Annotated in this window: 24 protein-coding genes; 11 read left to right on the forward strand and 13 right to left on the reverse strand. The window is 68.3% G+C overall.

Features of this window, described 5'->3' with window-relative positions; all coding sequences use genetic code 11:
- Positions 1-152 precede the first annotated feature (152 nt).
- On the forward strand, positions 153-374 hold the full coding sequence (locus tag N803_RS03050; RefSeq protein ID WP_035902441.1) for a hypothetical protein: 222 nt from the start codon (positions 153-155) through the stop codon (positions 372-374).
- Positions 375-464: 90 nt separating this feature from the next.
- On the opposite strand, the gene N803_RS03055 is transcribed toward N803_RS03050, so the two are convergent.
- The 8 genes from N803_RS03055 to N803_RS03085 all read right to left on the reverse strand — a co-directional run bounded on the left by N803_RS03055 (position 465) and on the right by N803_RS03085 (position 5905).
- Positions 465-785, reverse strand: coding sequence for a HigA family addiction module antitoxin (locus N803_RS03055; protein ID WP_035902741.1), 321 nt, complete (start codon positions 783-785; stop codon positions 465-467).
- Positions 760-951, reverse strand: coding sequence for a type II toxin-antitoxin system RelE/ParE family toxin (locus N803_RS18825; RefSeq protein WP_084763966.1), 192 nt, complete (start codon positions 949-951; stop codon positions 760-762). The genes N803_RS03055 and N803_RS18825 overlap by 26 nt, the downstream gene beginning before the upstream one ends.
- 175 nt (positions 952-1126) lie before the next feature.
- Positions 1127-1642 (reverse strand): methyltransferase family protein, encoded by a 516-nt coding sequence (locus tag N803_RS03060; RefSeq protein WP_211253442.1) that lies wholly within the window; start codon positions 1640-1642, stop codon positions 1127-1129.
- Between the two features lie 37 nt (positions 1643-1679).
- Positions 1680-3593, reverse strand: a complete 1914-nt coding sequence (locus N803_RS03065; protein WP_035902442.1) for a heavy metal translocating P-type ATPase — start codon at positions 3591-3593, stop codon at positions 1680-1682.
- A complete protein-coding gene (cmtR, locus tag N803_RS03070) occupies positions 3590-3949 on the reverse strand; it encodes a Cd(II)/Pb(II)-sensing metalloregulatory transcriptional regulator CmtR (protein WP_035902444.1) in 360 nt (119 codons plus the stop codon). Before cmtR ends, N803_RS03065 begins: the two co-directional genes overlap by 4 nt.
- A 103-nt stretch (positions 3950-4052) precedes the next feature.
- Positions 4053-5138 carry a redox-regulated ATPase YchF gene (ychF, locus tag N803_RS03075; RefSeq protein WP_035902445.1) on the reverse strand — a complete coding sequence of 362 codons (1086 nt, stop codon included), beginning with the start codon at positions 5136-5138 and terminating at the stop codon, positions 4053-4055.
- Positions 5139-5150: 12 nt separating this feature from the next.
- The gene (locus N803_RS03080; protein WP_035902446.1) at positions 5151-5375 is read right to left on the reverse strand and encodes a hypothetical protein; all 225 of its coding nucleotides are present in this window, start codon (positions 5373-5375) and stop codon (positions 5151-5153) included.
- Positions 5372-5905, reverse strand: coding sequence for an NUDIX domain-containing protein (locus tag N803_RS03085; RefSeq protein WP_035902449.1), 534 nt, complete (start codon positions 5903-5905; stop codon positions 5372-5374). Before N803_RS03085 ends, N803_RS03080 begins: the two co-directional genes overlap by 4 nt.
- Positions 5906-5958: 53 nt before the next feature.
- On the opposite strand from N803_RS03085, the gene N803_RS03090 reads away from it, so the two are divergent.
- A complete protein-coding gene (locus tag N803_RS03090) occupies positions 5959-7161 on the forward strand; it encodes a DNA recombination protein RmuC (protein WP_035902451.1) in 1203 nt (400 codons plus the stop codon).
- A gap of 97 nt (positions 7162-7258) precedes the next feature.
- On the opposite strand, the gene N803_RS03095 is transcribed toward N803_RS03090, so the two are convergent.
- On the reverse strand, positions 7259-7660 hold the full coding sequence (locus N803_RS03095) for a VOC family protein (protein ID WP_035902453.1): 402 nt from the start codon (positions 7658-7660) through the stop codon (positions 7259-7261).
- Positions 7661-7796: 136 nt separating this feature from the next.
- Between N803_RS03095 and N803_RS03100 the strand changes: the two genes are divergently transcribed.
- On the forward strand, positions 7797-8573 hold the full coding sequence (locus N803_RS03100) for a TetR/AcrR family transcriptional regulator (protein ID WP_035902454.1): 777 nt from the start codon (positions 7797-7799) through the stop codon (positions 8571-8573).
- Positions 8574-8674: 101 nt separating this feature from the next.
- Positions 8675-9388, forward strand: a complete 714-nt coding sequence (locus N803_RS03105) for a DsbA family oxidoreductase (protein WP_035902455.1) — start codon at positions 8675-8677, stop codon at positions 9386-9388.
- Between the two features lie 76 nt (positions 9389-9464).
- On the opposite strand, the gene N803_RS03110 is transcribed toward N803_RS03105, so the two are convergent.
- Positions 9465-10490 (reverse strand): 4-hydroxy-3-methylbut-2-enyl diphosphate reductase, encoded by a 1026-nt coding sequence (locus N803_RS03110; protein WP_035902743.1) that lies wholly within the window; start codon positions 10488-10490, stop codon positions 9465-9467.
- Positions 10491-10634: 144 nt separating this feature from the next.
- Between N803_RS03110 and xseA the strand changes: the two genes are divergently transcribed.
- Together xseA and N803_RS03120 are read left to right on the forward strand one after the other, a co-directional pair.
- Positions 10635-11858 (forward strand): exodeoxyribonuclease VII large subunit, encoded by a 1224-nt coding sequence (xseA, locus tag N803_RS03115; RefSeq protein WP_035902456.1) that lies wholly within the window; start codon positions 10635-10637, stop codon positions 11856-11858.
- A gap of 10 nt (positions 11859-11868) precedes the next feature.
- The gene (locus N803_RS03120; RefSeq protein WP_035902745.1) at positions 11869-12126 is read left to right on the forward strand and encodes an exodeoxyribonuclease VII small subunit; all 258 of its coding nucleotides are present in this window, start codon (positions 11869-11871) and stop codon (positions 12124-12126) included.
- Between the two features lie 100 nt (positions 12127-12226).
- Here the strand turns inward: N803_RS03120 and N803_RS03125 are convergent, their stop codons facing one another.
- Positions 12227-12865 (reverse strand): DUF4245 domain-containing protein, encoded by a 639-nt coding sequence (locus N803_RS03125; RefSeq protein WP_245616974.1) that lies wholly within the window; start codon positions 12863-12865, stop codon positions 12227-12229.
- A 118-nt stretch (positions 12866-12983) separates the two neighbouring features.
- Between N803_RS03125 and glpX the strand changes: the two genes are divergently transcribed.
- The 5 genes from glpX to N803_RS03150 all read left to right on the forward strand — a co-directional run bounded on the left by glpX (position 12984) and on the right by N803_RS03150 (position 18139).
- Complete coding sequence (gene glpX, locus N803_RS03130) at positions 12984-13982, forward strand: class II fructose-bisphosphatase (protein ID WP_035902457.1); 999 nt, start codon at positions 12984-12986, stop codon at positions 13980-13982.
- Positions 13982-14911: a carbohydrate kinase family protein gene (locus tag N803_RS03135; RefSeq protein WP_035902459.1), complete on the forward strand. Its 930-nt coding sequence runs from the start codon at positions 13982-13984 to the stop codon at positions 14909-14911. The genes glpX and N803_RS03135 overlap by 1 nt, the downstream gene beginning before the upstream one ends.
- Positions 14904-16619, forward strand: a complete 1716-nt coding sequence (locus N803_RS03140) for a fumarate hydratase (protein ID WP_035902461.1) — start codon at positions 14904-14906, stop codon at positions 16617-16619. Before N803_RS03135 ends, N803_RS03140 begins: the two co-directional genes overlap by 8 nt.
- Complete coding sequence (locus tag N803_RS03145) at positions 16616-17131, forward strand: beta-class carbonic anhydrase (RefSeq protein WP_035902462.1); 516 nt, start codon at positions 16616-16618, stop codon at positions 17129-17131. The genes N803_RS03140 and N803_RS03145 overlap by 4 nt, the downstream gene beginning before the upstream one ends.
- 162 nt (positions 17132-17293) lie before the next feature.
- Positions 17294-18139: an MOSC domain-containing protein gene (locus tag N803_RS03150; RefSeq protein WP_035902463.1), complete on the forward strand. Its 846-nt coding sequence runs from the start codon at positions 17294-17296 to the stop codon at positions 18137-18139.
- Between the two features lie 60 nt (positions 18140-18199).
- On the opposite strand, the gene N803_RS03155 is transcribed toward N803_RS03150, so the two are convergent.
- A complete protein-coding gene (locus N803_RS03155; protein ID WP_035902464.1) occupies positions 18200-18850 on the reverse strand; it encodes an SDR family oxidoreductase in 651 nt (216 codons plus the stop codon).
- Between the two features lie 2 nt (positions 18851-18852).
- Entirely contained in the window at positions 18853-19281 is a 429-nt protein-coding gene (locus tag N803_RS03160) for an organic hydroperoxide resistance protein (protein WP_035902748.1), read from the reverse strand.
- Positions 19282-19314: the final 33 nt, after the last annotated feature.

Genomic DNA, 19314 nt, shown 5'->3' on the forward strand with positions numbered 1-19314 from the left:
AACACCTCTCTTGTCTTGACGCCGCGCGCGGCATTGCGCACAGCGAGTCGAGACCTTAGAGGGCTGTGTGGCGTGCGCCACTCCGACGCAGCGTGGATCGGTCAGCGGTAACTCCTTTGCGCCGAGCGGCACGAGTCGGCGACCCTTGGGCCATGGGCATACCTGAGGGCTTCGATTGGTCCGAGCGCAAGGACGGCAGCGTCGTCATCACGCACCACGGCGCGGTGGCAACGGTGTTGCGCGGGCGCCGGGCCGCGGACTTCGTCGAGGACGTGGAGGCGGGTGACGACCAGGAGCTCATGGCCCGGGTCACCGGCAACTACAAGCACGGCAACGAGCGCACAGCCAAAAACCACCCCCGCAACCGCCGCTGAAACTCGACTTGCCTTCCCGGTCCTTGGAAAGGCGTCACCGGTGACGCCTTGGCAAGGACCGTGTTGCCAGCGCGTTGGTGCCTGTCCTGGCTACGCGGTCTGCAACGGCGCGATCGCGGCGACCTGATCGCGCAGCGCGCGCCGCTCCAGCCGGAGCTCGTAGTTCGACTGCAGGTTCATCCAGAACTCCTCCGATGTCCCGAAGTAGCGGGCCAGACGGATGGCAGTGTCCGCGGTGATGCCGCGCTTGCCGTGCACGATCTCGTTGATCCGCCGCGGCGGCACCCCGATCGACACCGCGAGCTTGTTCTGCGTGATCCCGAAGCCCTCGATGAAGTCCTCCATCAGGATCTCTCCCGGGTGGATCGGCTCGATCTGGTCGGCCTCAGTGGTAGTCGACAAGTTCGACATCTTCCGCACCTCCATCTCTCCAGACGAAGCAGATGCGCCACTGCGCGTTGACTCGAATGCTGTGCTGACCGCGACGGTCACCGACGAGCCGCTCCAGACGGTTTCCCGGTGGGATCCGGAGGTCCTCGACGTCCTTCGCCGCATGGAGAACTTCCAGCTTCCGCAGGGGTGGCCCGCTGTACGGTCCGGTCGACGCGCTTGACGTACTGCTCGTGCCAGATGCGCTCGGTGTCCTTGCTCCCGAACGATCGGATCACGCGATCAGAATATAACGCTCGGCGTCAATAACGCTAGACGTTAAACCGGAACTCCACCGCATTCCGGCACATACCAACCTCTTCTCACGACTGTCCACGGGCAGCGCACCACTGGAGTCCGCCCGGGCTGATCCAGCGTGGTGTTGTTCTTGCGTAGGTATCGAAGTCACTGCCGAACCGATCCCGGAGCAGCGCTTCCTCCACGGGGATCTGCAGTCGGTCGATGGCTGCGACGAACAGCATTGCGGCGAGCAATGCCATGGGCGACCGGCGCAGCAACGCATGAGAGATCAGAATGCCGGCCATCCCCACATACATCGGATTGCGAGTGACCCGGTTTGGCCCGGACGTGACGAGGGAAGCAGCGCCGACTTCGACTGGATTGACCGTCGTCCGCTGCCTGCGGAACTCAGCAATCGCCCCCGTGATGCTCCACACCGACCCTGCCAGGAAGATCCCCGCCAGCACGCTTGACGCCTTCGTCACTGGACGCCCTCTTCCCGACAGGCGTTGGATCGCGAGCACGGCGGCGGCCAAAGGGACCGGCGGCAAGGGCAAGCGCGACGCAAGCCTGTTCGGTGATGCATCGATCATCACCATCCCCCTTGTCTGTTCTCGTTGGCGCTCTCCTGCGTCGTCATGAGGCGACCTTCCGTGTGCGCGAGGCACGGAGGCCATTGAGGATGACAATGACCTCGGCGATCTCGTGGACGAGGACGACCGCCGCGAGTCCGAGAACACCGAAGAGCGCCAGCGGCAGCAATACCGCGATGATGAGCAACGACAGGAGGATGTTCTGGTTGATGATTCGTCGTCCCCGTAGTGCGTGATCGAACGCGCGGGGAATGAGGCGAAGATCATGGCCTGTGAAGGCAACATCGGCAGACTCGATCGCGGCATCCGATCCGGTCGCGCCCATCGCGATACCGATGTCGGAGGCGGCCAGCGCCGGGGCGTCGTTGATGCCGTCGCCGATCATCGCGACCGAGCCGTTCCTGGTCAGCTCCGCGATCGCGGCAGCCTTGTCCTCGGGGCGCAGCTCGGCGCGCACATCCTCGATACCGGCCTGTTTTGCCAGCGCCCTTGCGGTGCGGGCGTTGTCTCCGGTGAGCATGGTCACCTCGAAGCCTTGGGCAGCGAGGGTGCTCACGACTTCGGGGACCTCGGGGCGCAGCTCGTCACGCACGCCGATCGCGGCGACCGCCTTCCCCTCGCGGTGCACGACCACGACGGTCATGCCCTGCTCCTCTAGGCTCGCGACCTGGTCGCCGAACTGACCGGCGTCGAGCCAGCGGGGGTTGCCGACAGTGATCCGCGCCCCGTCCAGAGTCCCTTCGATGCCGTGCCCGGCCTGCTCGGTCACGCCGCCGGCTGCGGGGGCACCGGGGGCGGCGGCGGTGATCGCGGCAGCCAGGGGGTGGGTGCTGTGCTGCTCCAGCGCAGCTGCCCAGGCAAGTGCCTGGGCTTCCGCGACGCCGTCGACGGTGAGGACCGCGGTAACGGCGGGCTCGTTGCGGGTGAGGGTGCCGGTCTTGTCGACGGCGACGTGGCGGATCGTACCGAACCGCTCGAACACCGCGCCGGACTTGATGATCACGCCGAACTTGCTCGCCGAACCGATCGCCGCGACCACGGTGAGCGGCACCGATATCGCCAGCGCGCACGGAGAGGCCGCCACAAGCACGACGAGGGCTCGCGTGATCCACAGCTCCGGGTCGCCGAGCAGCGATCCGACCAGGGCGACCAGAGCTGCGAGGACCAGCACGCCGGGGACGAGAGGGCGGGCGATGCGCTCCGCGAGGCGGGCGCGTTCGCCCTTCTCCGCCTGCGCCTGCTCGACGAGCTCGACGATCGTCGTCAGCGAGTTGTCCGTACCTGCCGCGGTCGTCTCGACCTCCAGGACCCCGGCGGTGTTGATCGCCCCGGCCGACACTGCGTCTCCGGGCTCGACCTCGACCGGGATCGACTCACCGGTGATCGCGGAGGTGTCGAGGCTTGAGCGCCCGGACCGGACGATCCCGTCTGTCGCGATCCGCTCGCCGGGGCGCACGAGCATGATCTGGCCGATAGCGAGATCCTTCGCCGCGATCTCGACAGAGGCACCATCGCGTCGGACAGTCGCGGTGTCGGGAACGAGCTTGAGCAGCGCCCGCAGCCCGCCGCGGGCGCGGTCCATGGCCTTGTCCTCCAGCGCCTCGGCGATCGAGTAGAGGAAGGCCAGCGCGGCGGCCTCCTCGACGTAGCCGAGGATGATCGCGCCGACGGCGCTGATCGTCATCAGCAAGCCGATGCCGAGTTTGCGCTTGGTGACAAGGTTCCGGATCGCGCCGGGCACGAACGTCGACGCGCCCAGCAGCAGGCCGGCCCAGAACAGCACCAGCGCCGAGATCTCGAGGCCGGACCAATCGAAGATCAGACCGGCCAGGAACGCGACACCGGAGAAGACCGGCACCATGATCCCGCGGTCCCCCCACCAGGGCCGACCCGCTTCATCGATCTCCTCGCCCGCCGTGCTGGCCGGCTCGTGCTCGCAGGCACACGCCGCGCTCACGCGTCAGCCCCCGCACCGCAGCAGCCAGGGACCATGCATGTCGAGTCCACGCAAGGCGCGTGCTCATCGACAGCCAACGTCACATCAACCAGTGCGACGAGCGCAGCGGCGAGGTGAGGATCAGCGATCTCATAGCGGGTCTGGCGGCCCTCAGGTTCAGCGACCACAATGCCGCAGTCACGGAGGCAGGTCAGGTGGTTCGACACATTCGAGCGCGTCAGCTCCAGCTCACGCGAGAGCACGGCCGGGTAGCTTGGGCCGCTGAGGAGAGTCATCAGGATCCGGGACCGCGTCGGGTCCGCCATCGACCGACCGAGCCGGTTCATGACGTCAAGACGTGAAGCAATAGTCAGCATGCACTGAACTATACAGTAAGTACTGACCAGTCTTCGACGTGGCGGCCCTCCGCATCAGACCGTAACAACAGCACACCCGACTCGCTACGTGGGCGTGCAGAGGTTAAAGCGCAAAACGAAACTCCACGACGTCGCCATCGGCCATGACGTAGTCCTTGCCCTCGAGGCGCGCCTTGCCTGCAGCCTTCACCGCAGCCATCGAGCCCTGCTCGTCGAGGTCCGTGAACGACACGACCTCGGCCTTGATGAAGCCCTTCTCGAAGTCGGTGTGGATGACACCGGCCGCCTGCGGAGCGGTCCACCCCTGGCGGATCGTCCACGCACGCGACTCCTTCGGGCCGGCCGTCAGGTACGTCTGCAGACCGAGCGTGTGGAAGCCGGTGCGCGCCAGCTGGTTCAGCCCGGACTCGGTCGCCCCGAACCCCTCGAGCATCTCCTGTGCGTCCTCCGGAGACATCTCCATGAGGTCCATCTCGAGCTTGGCGTTCAGGAAGACAGCATCAGCGGGCGCGACGAGCGAACGCAGCGACGCGTGCAGGTCGGCATCCGCGAGCTGGTCCTCGTCGAGGTTGAACACGTAGATGAACGGCTTGGTCGTCAGCAGACCCAGGTCACGCGCCATGGCGAGGTCGACACCGGCAGCCGACCCACCGGCATACAGGGTCGTTCCGGCCTCCAACACCTTCTGGGCCGCCAGCGCGTTGTCGAGCAACGGCTTGGACTCCTTCTTGATCCGCGACTCCTTCTCGAGGCGGGCGACCGCCTTCTCGAGGGTCTGGAGGTCGGCGAGGATCAGCTCGGTGTGGATCGTCTCGATGTCACTCTGGGGCGACACCTTGCCGTCGACGTGGACGACGTCGCCGTCCTCGAACGCGCGCACCACCTGGCAGATCGCGTCCGCCTCGCGGATGTTGGCGAGGAACTTGTTACCCAGGCCCTCACCCTCGGACGCGCCGCGCACGATGCCGGCGATGTCGACGAAGGACACCGTCGCGGGCAGGATGCGCTCCGAGCCGAAGATCTCGGCGAGCCGCGTGAGTCGCGCGTCCGGCAGCGGGACGACGCCGACGTTGGGCTCGATCGTCGCGAACGGGTAGTTCGCGGCAAGGACGTTGTTCTTGGTCAGGGCGTTGAACATCGTCGACTTGCCGACGTTGGGGAGCCCGACGATTCCGATGGTGAGTGCCACGGGAACAGGAGTCTACTGGCGTGCGGACCGTGCCCGTGCCATCCGTCGGACGACCCAGACGCCCAGGGCCCCCACCGCGAGCCCCACCACGGTCGACACCGCATAGATGCCAGCGGCTCCCCCGTCGCCCTGACCGAGCGCGTAGAGCAGCGCCGCGAGGCTGACGAAGACCCACACCACCACGAAGGCCACGACGAGCAGCCCCAACAGCAGACCGAAGAACTTCCCGGCGCTCACGCGAGACTCCCCGGCTTCTCGCTGTTCTCCAAATACATCGGGTATGCCGTTCGCTCGCCTTCCAGGACCTGCTGCAGCATTCGCGCGGTGTAGGGCGCGACGTGGTCGGGGATGTCCGCGGGTGCCACCCAGTGGACGGCCTTGAGCTCCCGCTTGAGGAGGGTGAGGTCGTCGGTGAATGTGGCGGGAACGGCGCCGAGGTCGAAGAGGAAGAGGACCGCGTCGTCCCAACCGCGCCACGGAGGCAACCAGTTGACGGTGACGAGTCCCTCGACGTTGACAGTGGCGCTGAGCTCCTCGCTGATCTCGCGCACGACGCAGGCAGCCGGCGACTCCTTGGGGTCCACCACTCCCCCGGGCAGGTCCCATTCCGACTTGTAGGTCAGCTCGCACAACAGGATCTCGCCACGCTCGTTGCGGAGCAGGCCCTGGGCGATGTTGCGCTTGCGCGGCAGCTTCGCGTTGAGGATGTGGATGAACGAGCGCCGTCCAGCCTCCGTCGACATGTCGGGGCGTGAGCGATCGGCCATGCGGCGAGCCTACCTACCGGTCGTTGTCGGACCCGGCTGGCACGGTGTGACACATGAATCCGTGGATCGCGTTGGTGGGCGGCATCGTCATCGGTGCGCTGACGGCATACCTGCTTCTCAGGCAGGCGTATGCCGTCCGCGCGGCTTCCGCTGTCACCGAACGCGACCTGCTGCGTGAGCGAGTCGTCGACCTCGAGGCCTCGCTGGCGGAGGACCTGGAGACGGCCTCACTGCTGGCGCCGCTGCGTGACGCTCTGGGTCGGGTCGAGCGTCAGGTCGGCGTGCTGGAGCGCGACCGGGTGCAGCAGTTCGGGGCGATTCGTGCCGTCATGGGGCGCGTCGAGTCGGAGGCGCAGGAGCTCGGCCGCCAGACGCAGTCCCTGGCCGGATCACTGCGTTCGTCGTCGGTGCGCGGATCGTGGGGCGAGGTGCAGCTCCGCCGCGTCCTCGAGGCCTCGGGCATGCTCGCCCGCTGCGACTTCGATGAGCAGGTGCGGGCGCGGAGTCGGCACGACCGTGAGGTGCGGCCCGACGTAGTCGTGCGCCTGCCCGGCGACCGAGTCCTCGTCGTCGACGCAAAGGCCCCGATGGCGGCCTTCCTCGATGCCCAGACCGACGGTCTGGGCGAGGACGAACGTGCCGAACTTCTGGGCGACCATGCGCGCGCCCTCCGGCAGCACGTCCACGCGCTGTCGGCCAAGGACTACTGGTCGGCGTTCGACGCGACGCCGGAGATGGTCGTCTGCTTCGTGCCGAGCGACGCGATGCTCGCGGCTGCACTGGCCGCGGATCCGGGGCTGCACGAGCGAGCCATGGCGTCGCGGGTCGTGCTCGTCGGGCCCGGCGCGCTGTTGGCACTGCTGCGGACTGTCGCGTTCGGGTGGCAGCAGGACTCGCTCTCGACGAGTGCCCGAGAACTGCTCGCGCTCGGCCAGGAGCTCTATCGCCGGCTCGCGACGCTCGGCACGCACACGGCCAAGATGGGCCGCTCGTTGCACGCATCGGTCGAGGCCTACAACCAGTTCGTCGGGGCGCTCGAGTCGCGTGTGCTCGTGACCGCTCGCCGGATGCATGATCTCGACCTCGTGTCGGACGACCTGCCCGAGCTCGGTCCGCTGGAGACCGGGCCGCGCGTCCTCACGGCCCTCGAGCTCATCGAGGCAGTCACCGACGAGGACGCCCGTCCGGAGCTGCTCCCCGACGTGCCACGCCGGCTCGAGGACCGAACGCGTCGCGCGGCCGACGACGCCGGCTGACGCCGAGCAACGTCTTGCCCTCTTGGGACACACTCGCCGGCGCTCGCGTGTCCCAAGAGGGCAAGAAGTCGGTGCGTGTGAGTGGCTGGCTAGCCGATCACTGCGCGTACTGCGGGTCGGTCGGCTCGACCCACTGCACGAGCTGGTAGGTGACGCCGTTGGGGTCTGCCATCTGGAAGTAGCGCTCACCCCACGGCTCGGTCTCGATCGGCGTGACGATCTCGACGCCGGCCTCCTGCAGGCGGGCGTAGTCGGCGTCGATGTCCTCGACGGTGAAGACGACGAGCAGCCCGTCGGCCTTTCCCGCCGCAGACGCCGGCTTGAAGGTCGGCAAGCCCGTGGCCAGGTAGATGAGGTTCATGCCCGCCTCGGGGTGCGCGAGGGAGGCGAACCCGTCTGCGGCCATCTCCTCGGTGAATCCGAGGAACTGCCTTGCCCACGATGCCGAGGCCTCGACGTCCGGGACATTGAGCGAGATGGCGGTGCTGGTGATCTGCATGGGGCCTCCTGCTGACTGGGTGGGGGTGTGGGTGGACTGGCTCACTGACAAGCGGACTCCTGTGATCGTGGGCGGTTCTTACATTGTACATCGTACGGTGTACTACGTACAACAAGCCTGTGCCAGACTCATTCCCATGGCACCCGAGAGCACCACCGCGACCGGATCCGGTGAACCCAGCCGGACGCTCGCCCTCCTCTGGGGCGACCCCTCTGCGGCTCCGCGCCGCAAGGGCCCCGGGCGCTCGGTCACTGTCGAGCAGGTCGTCGATGCCGCGATCGCGTTGGCCGACGATCAGGGACTCGGCGCGGTGACGATGCGCGCCGTCGCCGAACGCGTCGGGGTCTCGGCGATGTCGGTCTACACGTACGTCCCGGGCAAGGCCGAGCTGCTCGACCTCATGGTCGACGCCCTCTATCTCCGGATGGAGCGCCCTGCTTGGCGCCGGTCGCTGTGGCGCACCCGCCTCACCAAGGTCGCCGAGGCCAACCGTCAGCTCCTCACCGAGCACCCCTGGCTCACCGAGGTCGCAGCACTGAGCCGCCCTCCACTGGGCCCCGGCGTCATGGCGAAGTACGAGCACGAGCTGGCCGCTTTCGACGACACCGGACTGTCCGACCTCGACATCGACGCCGCCCTCACCTACCTCCTCGGGTTCGTGCAGTCGCACGCCCGGTCGGCCCATGACGCAGCCCGGGCCACCACCGACACGGCGATGAGCGACGCCCAGTGGTGGGAGGCCAACCAACCCATCCTCGCGCGGGCCTTCGACCCAGAAGCCTACCCGCGCAGCGTGCGGGTTGGCTCAGCTTCCGGCGAAGCGCAGGGCAGCGCGTGGAGCGACGAACGGGCCTGGCGCTTCGGCCTGGCCCGCACCCTCGACGGCCTCGCCGCCCTCATCGACGGCGACTGAGGCCGGCACGCCCATCCGAGGTGGGGCGGTACGACGACGGTGAGCGGACGGCATACCGGCTCGTCAGGAAATTTTCCGACGACCAGATGGTTGAACTTTCCATGAAGGTGGACGTCTGGTCTGACATTGCCTGCCCGTGGTGCTACATCGGCAAGCGCCGCTTCGAGGGTGCCCTCGCACAGTTCCCCCACCGGGAGTCCGTGGAGGTGACGTGGCACAGCTACCAGCTCGACCCGTCGCTGCCCGAGCACTACGACGGGACCGAGCTCGACTACCTCGAGACCCGCAAGGGCATGCCGCGCGAGCGCGTGCAGCAGATGTTCGACCACGTCACCGAGGTGGCGGCCGGCGAGGGACTGGCCTACGACTTCGGCTCGGTCGTCGTCGCCAACAGCCAGCGCGGGCACGAACTCATCCACTTCGCGGCCGGCAGGGGGCGACAGGACGAGGCCAAGGAGGCACTCCTGTCAGCGCACTTCGAGCACGGTGAGGACATCGGCGAGGTCGAGACCCTCGTCCGCGTCGGGGAGTCCATCGGACTCCAGGGCGACGAGATCCGCTCCGCTCTCGACGCCGGCACGTACACCCAGGCCGTCCGCGACGACATCGCGGACGCTCGCCGTTACGGCATCTCGGGCGTGCCGTTCTTCGTCATCGACGAGAAGTACGGCGTGAGCGGTGCGCAGCCCTCGGAGGTGTTCGGTCAGGTGCTCGACCAGGCCTGGCGCGAGTCCAACCCGTTGACGATGGTCGGCAGCCCCAGCGCACAGGGCGGGGACGACGTGGCGTGCGGACCGGACGGCTGCGCCATTTGACGCAGCCCTCGTGGGTGCGCCGACCACGTGCGGCGAGCGGACGGCATACCGGAATCCCGCGAACGGGACCGGCGGATCAGTGGAGCGAGCCGGCCTCGGCGAACGCGCCGTCGTGGCGCATCTTGTCGGACATCCCAGCGGCCTTGAGGTCCCGACGGATCTCGTTGGGCAGCGAGAACATCAGCGACTCCTCGGCCGCGACGACGGGCTTGACGTCCTCGAACCCGTGCTCCGCGAGGTAGTCCAGCACCCCACGCACGAGGATCTCCGGCACGGACGCACCCGACGTGACACCCACCGTCGCGACGCCGTCGAGCCACGACTCGTCGATCTCCTCGGCATAGTCGACGAGGTGACCGGCCTTCGACCCGTGCTCGAGCGCGACCTCGACGAGGCGCACCGAGTTCGAGGAGTTGCGCGAGCCGACGACGATCATGAGGTCGCACTCGGGAGCCATGTGCTTGACCGCGAGCTGGCGGTTCTGCGTGGCGTAGCAGATGTCGTCACTCGGCGGATCCTGCAGCGACGGGAACTTCTCGCGCAGGCGACGCACCGTCTCCATCGTCTCGTCGACGGAGAGCGTCGTCTGGGAGAGCCACACGACCTTGTCGGGGTCGCGGACCTCGACGTTGGCGACGTCATCGGGACCGTCGACGAGCGTGATGTGCTCGGGCGCCTCACCGGACGTGCCCACGACCTCTTCGTGACCCTCGTGGCCGATGAGGAGGATGTCGTAATCGTCGCTCGCGAAGCGCACGGCCTCGCGGTGGACCTTGGTCACGAGCGGACAGGTCGCATCGATGGTCTTGAGACCGAGGGCCTTGGCCTCCTCGTGGACGACCGGGGCGACGCCGTGGGCGCTGAAGATCACGGTCGCGCCCTCGGGCACCTCGTCCGTCTCCTCGACGAAGATCGCGCCGCGCTTCTCGAGCGTCGTCACGACGTGCTTGTTGTGCACGATCTCCTTGCGCACATAGACCGGCGGGCCGTAGAGCTCGAGCGCCTTCTCGACCGTGACGACCGCCCGGTCGACGCCGGCGCAGTAGCCGCGGGGCGCGGCGAGGAGCACACGCTTGGTGGCCTGGTCAGTCATGGCGGTCATGTGCTCCATCGTACGGGCGCACCTTGGCGCTTCCTGAATGCCGTTCCTGTATGCCGTCCGCTCGCCTCCCGTTGCGTCCGCACCTTTGGGGTCAGAGCGACAGCCTCGCCGAGGATGTCGGCCGGGCAGTGTTGACTGGCCCGCATGACCCTTCCGGAGCGGGCTGCGGACACCACGGCCGAGTCGCCGTGGCCCGTGCGCCTGCTGTCGATGAAGATCGCGGACTACGTCGAGAAGATGTCCGTCGTTTGGGTCGAGGGGCAGGTCGTGCAGCTCAACCGCCGACCGGGAGCGCGGACGGCCTATCTCACGCTGCGCGATGCCGACGTCGACATGTCCCTGTCCGTGTCGATCCAGGTCAACGCCCTCGATGCGATGGCCGCCCCGGTGACCGAGGGTCTGCGAGTGGTCGTGCAGGTCAAGCCGTCCTTCTGGACCCAGCGCGGGACGCTGACGATGGACGGTCGCCAGATCCGGCCGGTGGGAGTGGGTGAACTGCTGGCCCGGATCGAGTACCTCAAGCGCAATCTCGCGAGCGAGGGCCTGTTCGACGCCGACCGCAAGAAGCCGCTGCCCTTCCTGCCGCGCCGGATCGGCCTCATCTGCGGACGTGCCTCCGCCGCGGAGAAGGACGTCGTCGAGAACACGCGCCGTCGCTGGCCGACCGCACAGTTCGAGATCCGCCAGGTGGCGGTGCAGGGAACGAGCGCCGTCACGGAGGTGAGTGAGGCACTCGCCGAGCTGGACGACATACCTGATGTTGATGTCATCGTCATCGCGCGCGGCGGTGGAGGCGTCGAGGACCTGCTTCCGTTCAGCAACGAGGCCCTGCTCCGCGCGGTGGCCGCGGCCCACACGCCGGTGGTGAGCGCCATCGGTCACGACGTCGACACTCCCCTGCTCGACCTCGTGGCCGATCACCGCGCGTCGACCCCGACGGACGCGGCGAAGGCGATCGTGCCGGACGCCGAGCGCGAGCACCAGATCGTCGAGGTCGCCCGGGCTCGCGCACGGCGGGCACTCGAGGGACGCCTCCACCACGAGCGTCGGCGCCTCGTCGAACTGCGCTCCCGTCCGGTGCTCGCCGACCCCGGGGCGTTCGTCCGCGTGCAGCGTGAAGTGGTCGGTGCGATGCGCGATCGGGCGCACCGCCGGATCGAGACCCTCGTGCACCGTCACCAGGACGGGGTGCGCCACCTGCGAGCGCAGGTGCGGACGCTGTCGCCGCAGTCGACGCTGGACCGCGGCTACGCGATCGTGCAGCGCGTCGACGGCACGGTCGTGCACGACCCGGACGACCTCGAGGTGGCCGAGTTGCTGCGGGTCACCGTGGCTCGCGGCGACTTCGGTGTCCGGACTCAGGGCTAGGGTGCTCGGCATGGCCAAGGACACCCCGCAGCCCGAGACCACCGCTGATGACGCAGCGTCACCGGAGACCGCTACCGATGACGCCAACGCCGACGTGGCCGAGATGAGCTACGAGGCGGCGCGCGACGAGCTGGTCGACATCGTGGCGCGGCTCGAGAACGGTCAGGTCGGGCTCGAGGACAGCATGGGCCTGTGGCAGCGCGGCGAGGCGCTGGCTGCGCACTGCGCGCAGTGGCTCGACGAGGCCGAGGCCAAGCTCAAGGACTGACCCCTCAGGTCTGGCAGACGCCCGCACATGACGCGGAAATCGTGGATCGTTCCGGTTGCAACCGGGACGATCCACGATTTCCGGGCAAGGTGGGCTCAGGTCAGGGCTTGACCGGGCCGAGGTGCTCGGCCACGAGAGCCATCTCCTCGAACGAGCCGGTGCCCGTGAGGAGCGTCGTCATCTCACCGGAGCCGGTGCGCCGGTCGAGCATGCTGTTCTGGACCTTGCCGCCGCGTTCGTACTTGATCCAGGTGACGTCACCGATCGTGACCTCACCGATCCGGCGGGCGCGGTTCGTCTGGGCCTCGACCCATCCACGGGTCGCGTCACGGGTCTGCTCCACCGCGACATAGGTACCCGCAGGCGACTGGTAGCCCGCGTGCCACGTCATGAGCTTGTCCGTGCTCCGGACATAGCGGGCACTCGTCGTGCGCCAGCCCTCGGGCAGGTCGATCGCCTCCGAGATGGGCCAGCCACTGTCCTCCGCCACCTGGACCGCAGTGCCATGCACGTCGACCACCGGACCGCCGAGGGTGTTGACCCGCGGCGTCATGAACCAGATGAGCGCCATGAGCGCACCGATGACGATGAGGGACCGCACCATGTTGGGCGTCGACCCCATCGAATAGCTGCTCTTGCGCGGGGTGGCCTGCGACGTGGTCGGCGCGGTGCCCTGCGATGCGGTGCTCTGCGACGCGTCGCTCGGCTCGTCGGTGGCGCTGGTCGGGGTGGTGCTCACCCCTCCATGGTCGCTGATGACCGTGCGAATCGCCGTATCGGGTCGGCGATAGAGTCGGGGCCGCAGGGGTCCGACCCCGATCCCGACTTCGCGCCACGCCCAGGAAGACAGGTTCCTCATGCCCGACGCCCCGTCCACGAACGTCCCCGACCGCAACCTCGCGCTCGAGCTCGTCCGGGTCACCGAGGCCGCCGCCATGGCCGGTGGCCGCTGGGTGGGGCGGGGTGACAAGAACCGGGCCGACGGCGCAGCGGTGGAAGCCATGCGCACGCTCCTGACGACCGTCGAGATGCGCGGCACCGTCGTCATCGGTGAGGGCGAGAAGGACAACGCCCCCATGCTCTTCAACGGCGAGCAGGTCGGCAGCGGCTCCGGCCCCGAGGTGGACGTCGCCGTGGACCCGATCGACGGGACCACCCTCACCGCCAAGGGCATGCCCAACGCGATCGCCGTCATGGCCGTGAGCGACCGCGGCTCGATGTATGACCCGAGCGCCGTCTTCTACATGGACAAGCTCGTCGCCGGCCCCGAGGTCGCCGACGTCGTCGACATCCGCCTCCCCGTCGCCGAGAACGTCCGCCGGATCGCCAAGGCCAAGAAGGAGAGCCCCGAGGACGTCACGGTCGTCATGCTCGACCGCCCACGCCACGAGAAGCTCGCCCAGGACGTTCGCGAGAGCGGCGCCCGGATCAAGCTCATCTCCGACGGCGACGTCGCCGGCGCCATCTCCGCTGCGCGTGAGACGACCGGCATCGACCTGCTGCTCGGTGTGGGCGGCACCCCCGAGGGCATCATCACCGCCTGCGCCATCAAGTGCCTCGGCGGCGTCATCCAGGGTCGCCTCTGGCCGCAGGACGACGACGAGCGCCAGAAGGCCATCGACGCCGGACACGACCTCGACCGCGTCCTCACCACCCACGACCTCGTCACCGGCGACAACTGCTTCTTCGTGGCGACCGGCATCACCGACGGCGAACTCCTCCAGGGCGTGCGCTACGGACGGGGCCGCGCGACGACGAACTCCATCGTCATGCGCAGCCGCTCCGGCACGGTCCGCGTCATCGAGAGCCACCACGTCCTCGACCGCATGGGCGAGCTCTACCTGGGACACCGCTGATGCAGCCAGTGCTCGTCGTCGGTGAAACGCTCGTCGACATCGTCCACACGCCCGACGGGCAGGTGAGCGAGCACGTCGGCGGCTCCCCCGCGAACGTCGCCATGGGAGTGGCCCGCCTCGGACACGACACCTCCCTGGCCACCACGCTCGGGGATGACGAGCACGGTCGACAGTGCCGCGAGCAGATCACCGACCACGGGGTCGTCATCGAGAACCTCGACGCGGGTTCACACGCGACGTCGACGGCTGCCGCGACGATCGACGACTCGGGCGCGGCCACCTACGACTTCGACCTGCACTGGAAACTCCACCCCGTCGCGGACCTCGGCGCCTTCGGACACGTCCACACGGGCTCGATCGCCGCGACGCTCACCCCCGGCGCGGAGGTCGTGGCGCAGACGCTCACCGAGGCACGGGCGCACGCGACGGTCTCCTACGACCCCAACGCCCGGCCGAGCATCATGGGCGAACCCGACACCGTCCGCCCGCAGATCGAGTCGCTCATCGCGTTGAGCGATGTTGTCAAGGCGAGCGAGGACGACACCGAATGGCTGTATGCCGGCCGCTCGCTTCCCGACGTCATGGCCGCCTGGGGTGCCCTGGGACCGAGCCTCGTCGTGGTCACCCGGGGCGGCGACGGTGTCGCCTACCGCGTCACTGCCACGGGTGAATTCGGAGAGGCCCCCACCCGCGCCGAGTCGGTGGCCGACACCGTCGGCGCCGGCGACTCCTTCATGGCCGGCCTGATCTCCGGCCTGCTCGATGCCGGCCTGCTCGGCGATGCCGACGCCCGTGACCGCCTCGCCGCGAGTTCGCTCGCCGACGTCGAGGGCGCCATCAGTCGAGCACTTGCCACGAGCGCGATCACGGTCGGGCACGCTGGGGCCTACGCACCAACCCGAGAGGAAATCGAGAAGGACCATGGCTGACTTCGCCTACGAGGACCTGCTGCCGATCGGCAGTGACGACACGGCATACCGGCTTCTCACCACCGAGGGAGTCGAGGTCGTCGAGGGACCCGGCGGACGCCAGTTCCTCCAGGTCGCGCCCGAGGCGCTGCGCCTGCTGAGCGAGACGGCGATGCACGACATCGCGCACTACCTGCGCCCGGCGCACCTCCAGCAGCTGCGCAACATCCTCGACGACGACGAGGCGAGCAACAACGACAAGTTCGTCGCGCTCGACCTCCTCAAGAACGCGAACATCGCCGCCGGCGGAGTCCTCCCCATGTGCCAGGACACCGGCACCGCCATCGTCATGGGCAAGCGCGGCCAGCACGTCCTCACCGAGGGCGTCGACGAGAAGGCCCTGTCCAAGGGCATCTACGACGCCTACACGACGCTCAACCTGCGCTACTCGCAGATGGCGCCCGTGACGACGTGGGAGGAGAAGAACACCGGCTCCAACCTGCCCGCGCAGATCGAGCTCTACGCCGACACCGCCGAGGGGCACGAGAGCACCTACAAGTTCCTCTTCATGGCCAAGGGTGGCGGCAGCGCCAACAAGTCGTTCCTCTTCCAGGAGACCAAGGCCGTGCTCAACGAGGCGGCGATGATGCGCTTCCTCGACGAGAAGCTGCGTGGCCTCGGCACGGCGGCCTGCCCGCCCTACCACCTCGCCATCGTCATCGGCGGCACGAGCGCCGAATTCGCCCTCAAGACAGCGAAATACGCGAGCGCCAAGTACCTCGACACCCTCCCCACCAGCGGTGACGCCGCCACCGGCCACGGCTTCCGCGACACCGAGCTCGAGGACCAGGTCCTCGGCCTGACGCGCGAGTTCGGCATCGGCGCCCAGTTCGGTGGCAAGTACTTCTGCCACGACGTCCGCGTCGTGCGCCTCCCCCGCCACGGCGCCTCGCTGCCGGTCGCGATCGCAGTCTCCTGCTCGGCCGACCGCCAGGTCCTCGCCAAGATCACGCCCGAAGGCGTCTTCATCGAGCAGCTCGAGACCGACCCGGCGCGCTTCCTGCCCGACACGACGCACGACGCGTTGGAGGCCCATGACGATGAGGCAACGGGTGCGGGCTCGACCGGTCAGGGTGCTGTGGTCGAGGTCGACCTCAACCGGCCCATGGACGAGATCCTCGCCGAGCTGACGGCCTACCCGGTCAAGACCCGCCTGTCCCTCACCGGCCCGCTCGTCGTCGCCCGCGACATCGCCCACGCAAAGATCAAGGAGCGCCTCGACGCCGGCGAGGAGATGCCCGACTACCTGCGCGACCACCCCGTCTACTACGCCGGTCCGGCAAAGACCCCTGAGGGTATGCCGTCCGGTTCCTTCGGTCCGACGACCGCCGGTCGCATGGACTCCTACGTCGAGCAGTTCCAGGCTGCCGGTGGCTCCAAGGTCATGCTCGCCAAGGGCAACCGCAGCAAGCAGGTCACCGACGCGTGCGCGTCTCACGGCGGCTTCTACCTCGGTTCGATCGGTGGACCGGCCGCGCGCCTGGCACAGGACTGCATCAAGAGTGTCGAAGTGCTCGAATACCCCGAGCTCGGCATGGAGGCGATCTGGAAGATCGAGGTCGAGGACTTCCCCGCCTTCATCGTCGTCGACGACAAGGGCAACGACTTCTTTGCCTCCGTCACCAAGCCGATGGCCATGACCATCCCGAAGAGACCAGGACTGCTGTGAGCGACAACGCAACTGCCACACCCGAATTCGACGACCTGCTGGAGGCCAACCGCGCCTTCGCGGACGACTTCACGCTGGGTGGCTTCGACGGTGTCGCGCACGCCGGCGTCGCCCTCGTCACCTGCATGGACTCGCGGATCGACCCGCTCGGCATGCTCGGCCTCAAGCCGGGTGACGCCAAGATCTTCCGCAATCCCGGAGGTCGCGTCACCGCAGCGGCGCTCGAGGCGCTCGTCCTCGGCGTCCACCTCCTCGGCGTCGAGCGCATCCTCGTCGTGCCGCACACCCGCTGCGCCATGACGAAGTACTCCGAGACGGAGCTGCGCGAGGTCATCGGCGAGAAGGCCGGGGCCGACGCCTCGTGGCAGGGGTTCCACGTCATCGCCGACCAGGACGCGGCCCTGAAGGCAGATGTCATGGCAGTGCGGTCACACCCCCTCATCCCCGACACGATCGCCGTTGGCGGGTTCATGTACGACGTCGACTCCGGACTCCTCGACCGCCGCGCTTGAGGCGGGTTCGGGAAGTGACTCACGTCCGTAGCGCGACGCGCGCTCAGTCGCTCCGCCCAGCGGGATCGGGTGGTGCGCTTGTCGCGCTCAGTCGCTCCTTCGTCGCGAACGCACGACAAGCGCACCACCCGATCCCCAATACGGAATGACTGAGGTGAAGGCATGTCGGTGAGGGTCGTGGGGCTGAACGTGCATCCGGTGAAGAGCACGGCGATTCGACCGGTCGCCTCGGCTGCTGTCGAGCGGGCGGGGTTCGCCGGGGATCGGCGGTGGATGGTCGTCGACCAGCAGGGGACTCTTGTGTCGGCGCGGGAGTGCCACGCGCTGTTCCGGATCGAGGCGGACACACCTGAAACCGACGCGTCCGTGCCGGGTGGTTTGCGGTTGAGGGCTCCCGGGGTCGAGGACCTTCTCGTCGGCAATGCGGCCGGTGCGGAGGTGGCAGTGCGGCTGCAACGGCACCACCTGGTCGGAGGGCTGGTGTCGGCCGAGGCGGACGAGTGGATTCGCCATGCCGCAGGACGCTCGGACGTGCGGCTCGTGCGGTGCGTCGATCCCACGGCCCGGGCACTCAACCCGGCGTTCAGTCGGGAAGGGGACCACACGGCATACGCCGATGGTTATCCGGTGACGCTCGCGAGCCTGCGCTCGCTCGCCCGGCTCAACGACTGGATCGCCGAGGGCGCGGTCGAGCGCGGCGAGGAGCTGCCCGAGCCACTGCCGATCGAACGGTTTCGCCCCAACGTCGTCATCGACGGGGATCTCGAGGCGTTCGTCGAGGACACGTGGGGGACGGTCCGGCTCGGCGAGGTGACGTTCCGGGTCGCGAAGCCGGTCGACCGCTGCGTCATGACGACGATCGACGTCGAGTCGTTGACGACGGGCAAGGAACCTGTGAGAACCCTTGCGCGACACCGGCGTTGGGACGGCGCGACGTGGTTCGCGATCCAGCTCATCCCCGACGGGACGGGCGTCGTCAACGTCGGCGACGACGTCAAGCCCGCCTGACCGATCCACTTCTTGCGCTGGTGGGACATGCGCGCGTGTCCCACCCGCGCAATCAGTGGATCAGGTGGGGCGCAGGGCGTCCGCGATAGGGGTCGTCCCGTTGTTGAAGGCGATTGTGCGCCGCGCGAATCCGCGGTGTTCGATGACGTATGCCGCGACGCTCGCCACGTCGTCCCGGCTCACCCGCCAGCTCGTGACGCCTTCGCCGACTTCGAGGTGACCCGTTCCCGCGTCGTCCGTGAGGGTGCTCGGAGCGAGGATCGTCCAGACGAGGTCGGTCTCGCGGAGGTGGGCGTCGGCGTCTGACTTGGCCTGCGCGTACGTGAAGAACGAATTGTCCTCTGGCACACCGTGATCCGGCCCGGCACCGAAGTAGGACACCATGACGTAGCGCGGCACACCCGCTGCCAGGCAGGCCTCCATGGACCGGATCGCCGCGTCGCGGTCGACGGCGATCGTGCGCTCGGGGTTGCCTCCCCCAGCACCAGCGGACCACACGACGACGTCGGCTCCGGAGAGGGCATCGGCCATCTCGTCGACGGAGAGGTACTCGACGTCGAGAACGGCCGGATGGGCCCCGACGTCCTCGATGTCGGGGCCCTGCTCGGGGTCGCGCACCCACGAGGTCACGACGTGACCGTTGTCGGACAGGAGGCGGGCCAGGCGCAGAGCGATCTTGCCGTGCCCGCCGATGATCGTGACTGCCGCCATGCTCAGGAGGTGCGGACGCTGATGGTCACGTCGATGTTGCCGCGGGTGGCCTTGGAGTACGGGCACGCCTGGTGCGCGGCGTTGACGAGCTCGTGAGCCGTCGCCTCGTCCACCCCGGGGATGACGGCCTCGAGCGCCACCGCGAGCCCGACACCCGTGTCGGTGCGGCCGAGGGTGACGCTGGCCGTCACGGTGGACTCGCTGACATCGAGGCCCTCGTTGGCAGCAACGGAGATGAGGGCGTTGCCGAAACACGCGGAGTAGCCGGCCGCGAAGAGGGTCTCGGGATTCGCCTTGGGGTTGGACTTGCTCCCCGGCTTGCCGAGGACGAGGTCGATGACTCCGTCCTCACTCGTGACGTGTCCCTGACGCCCGCCCTTGGCCGTGGCAGCAGTGACGTAGAGGGGCGTGGTGATCGCTTCGTAGGGCATGGGAACACCCTGCCGCACGAACCCGGCCAGCAC

It is taken from the genome of Knoellia subterranea KCTC 19937 (assembly GCF_000768685.1).
Classification (GTDB): domain Bacteria; phylum Actinomycetota; class Actinomycetes; order Actinomycetales; family Dermatophilaceae; genus Knoellia; species Knoellia subterranea.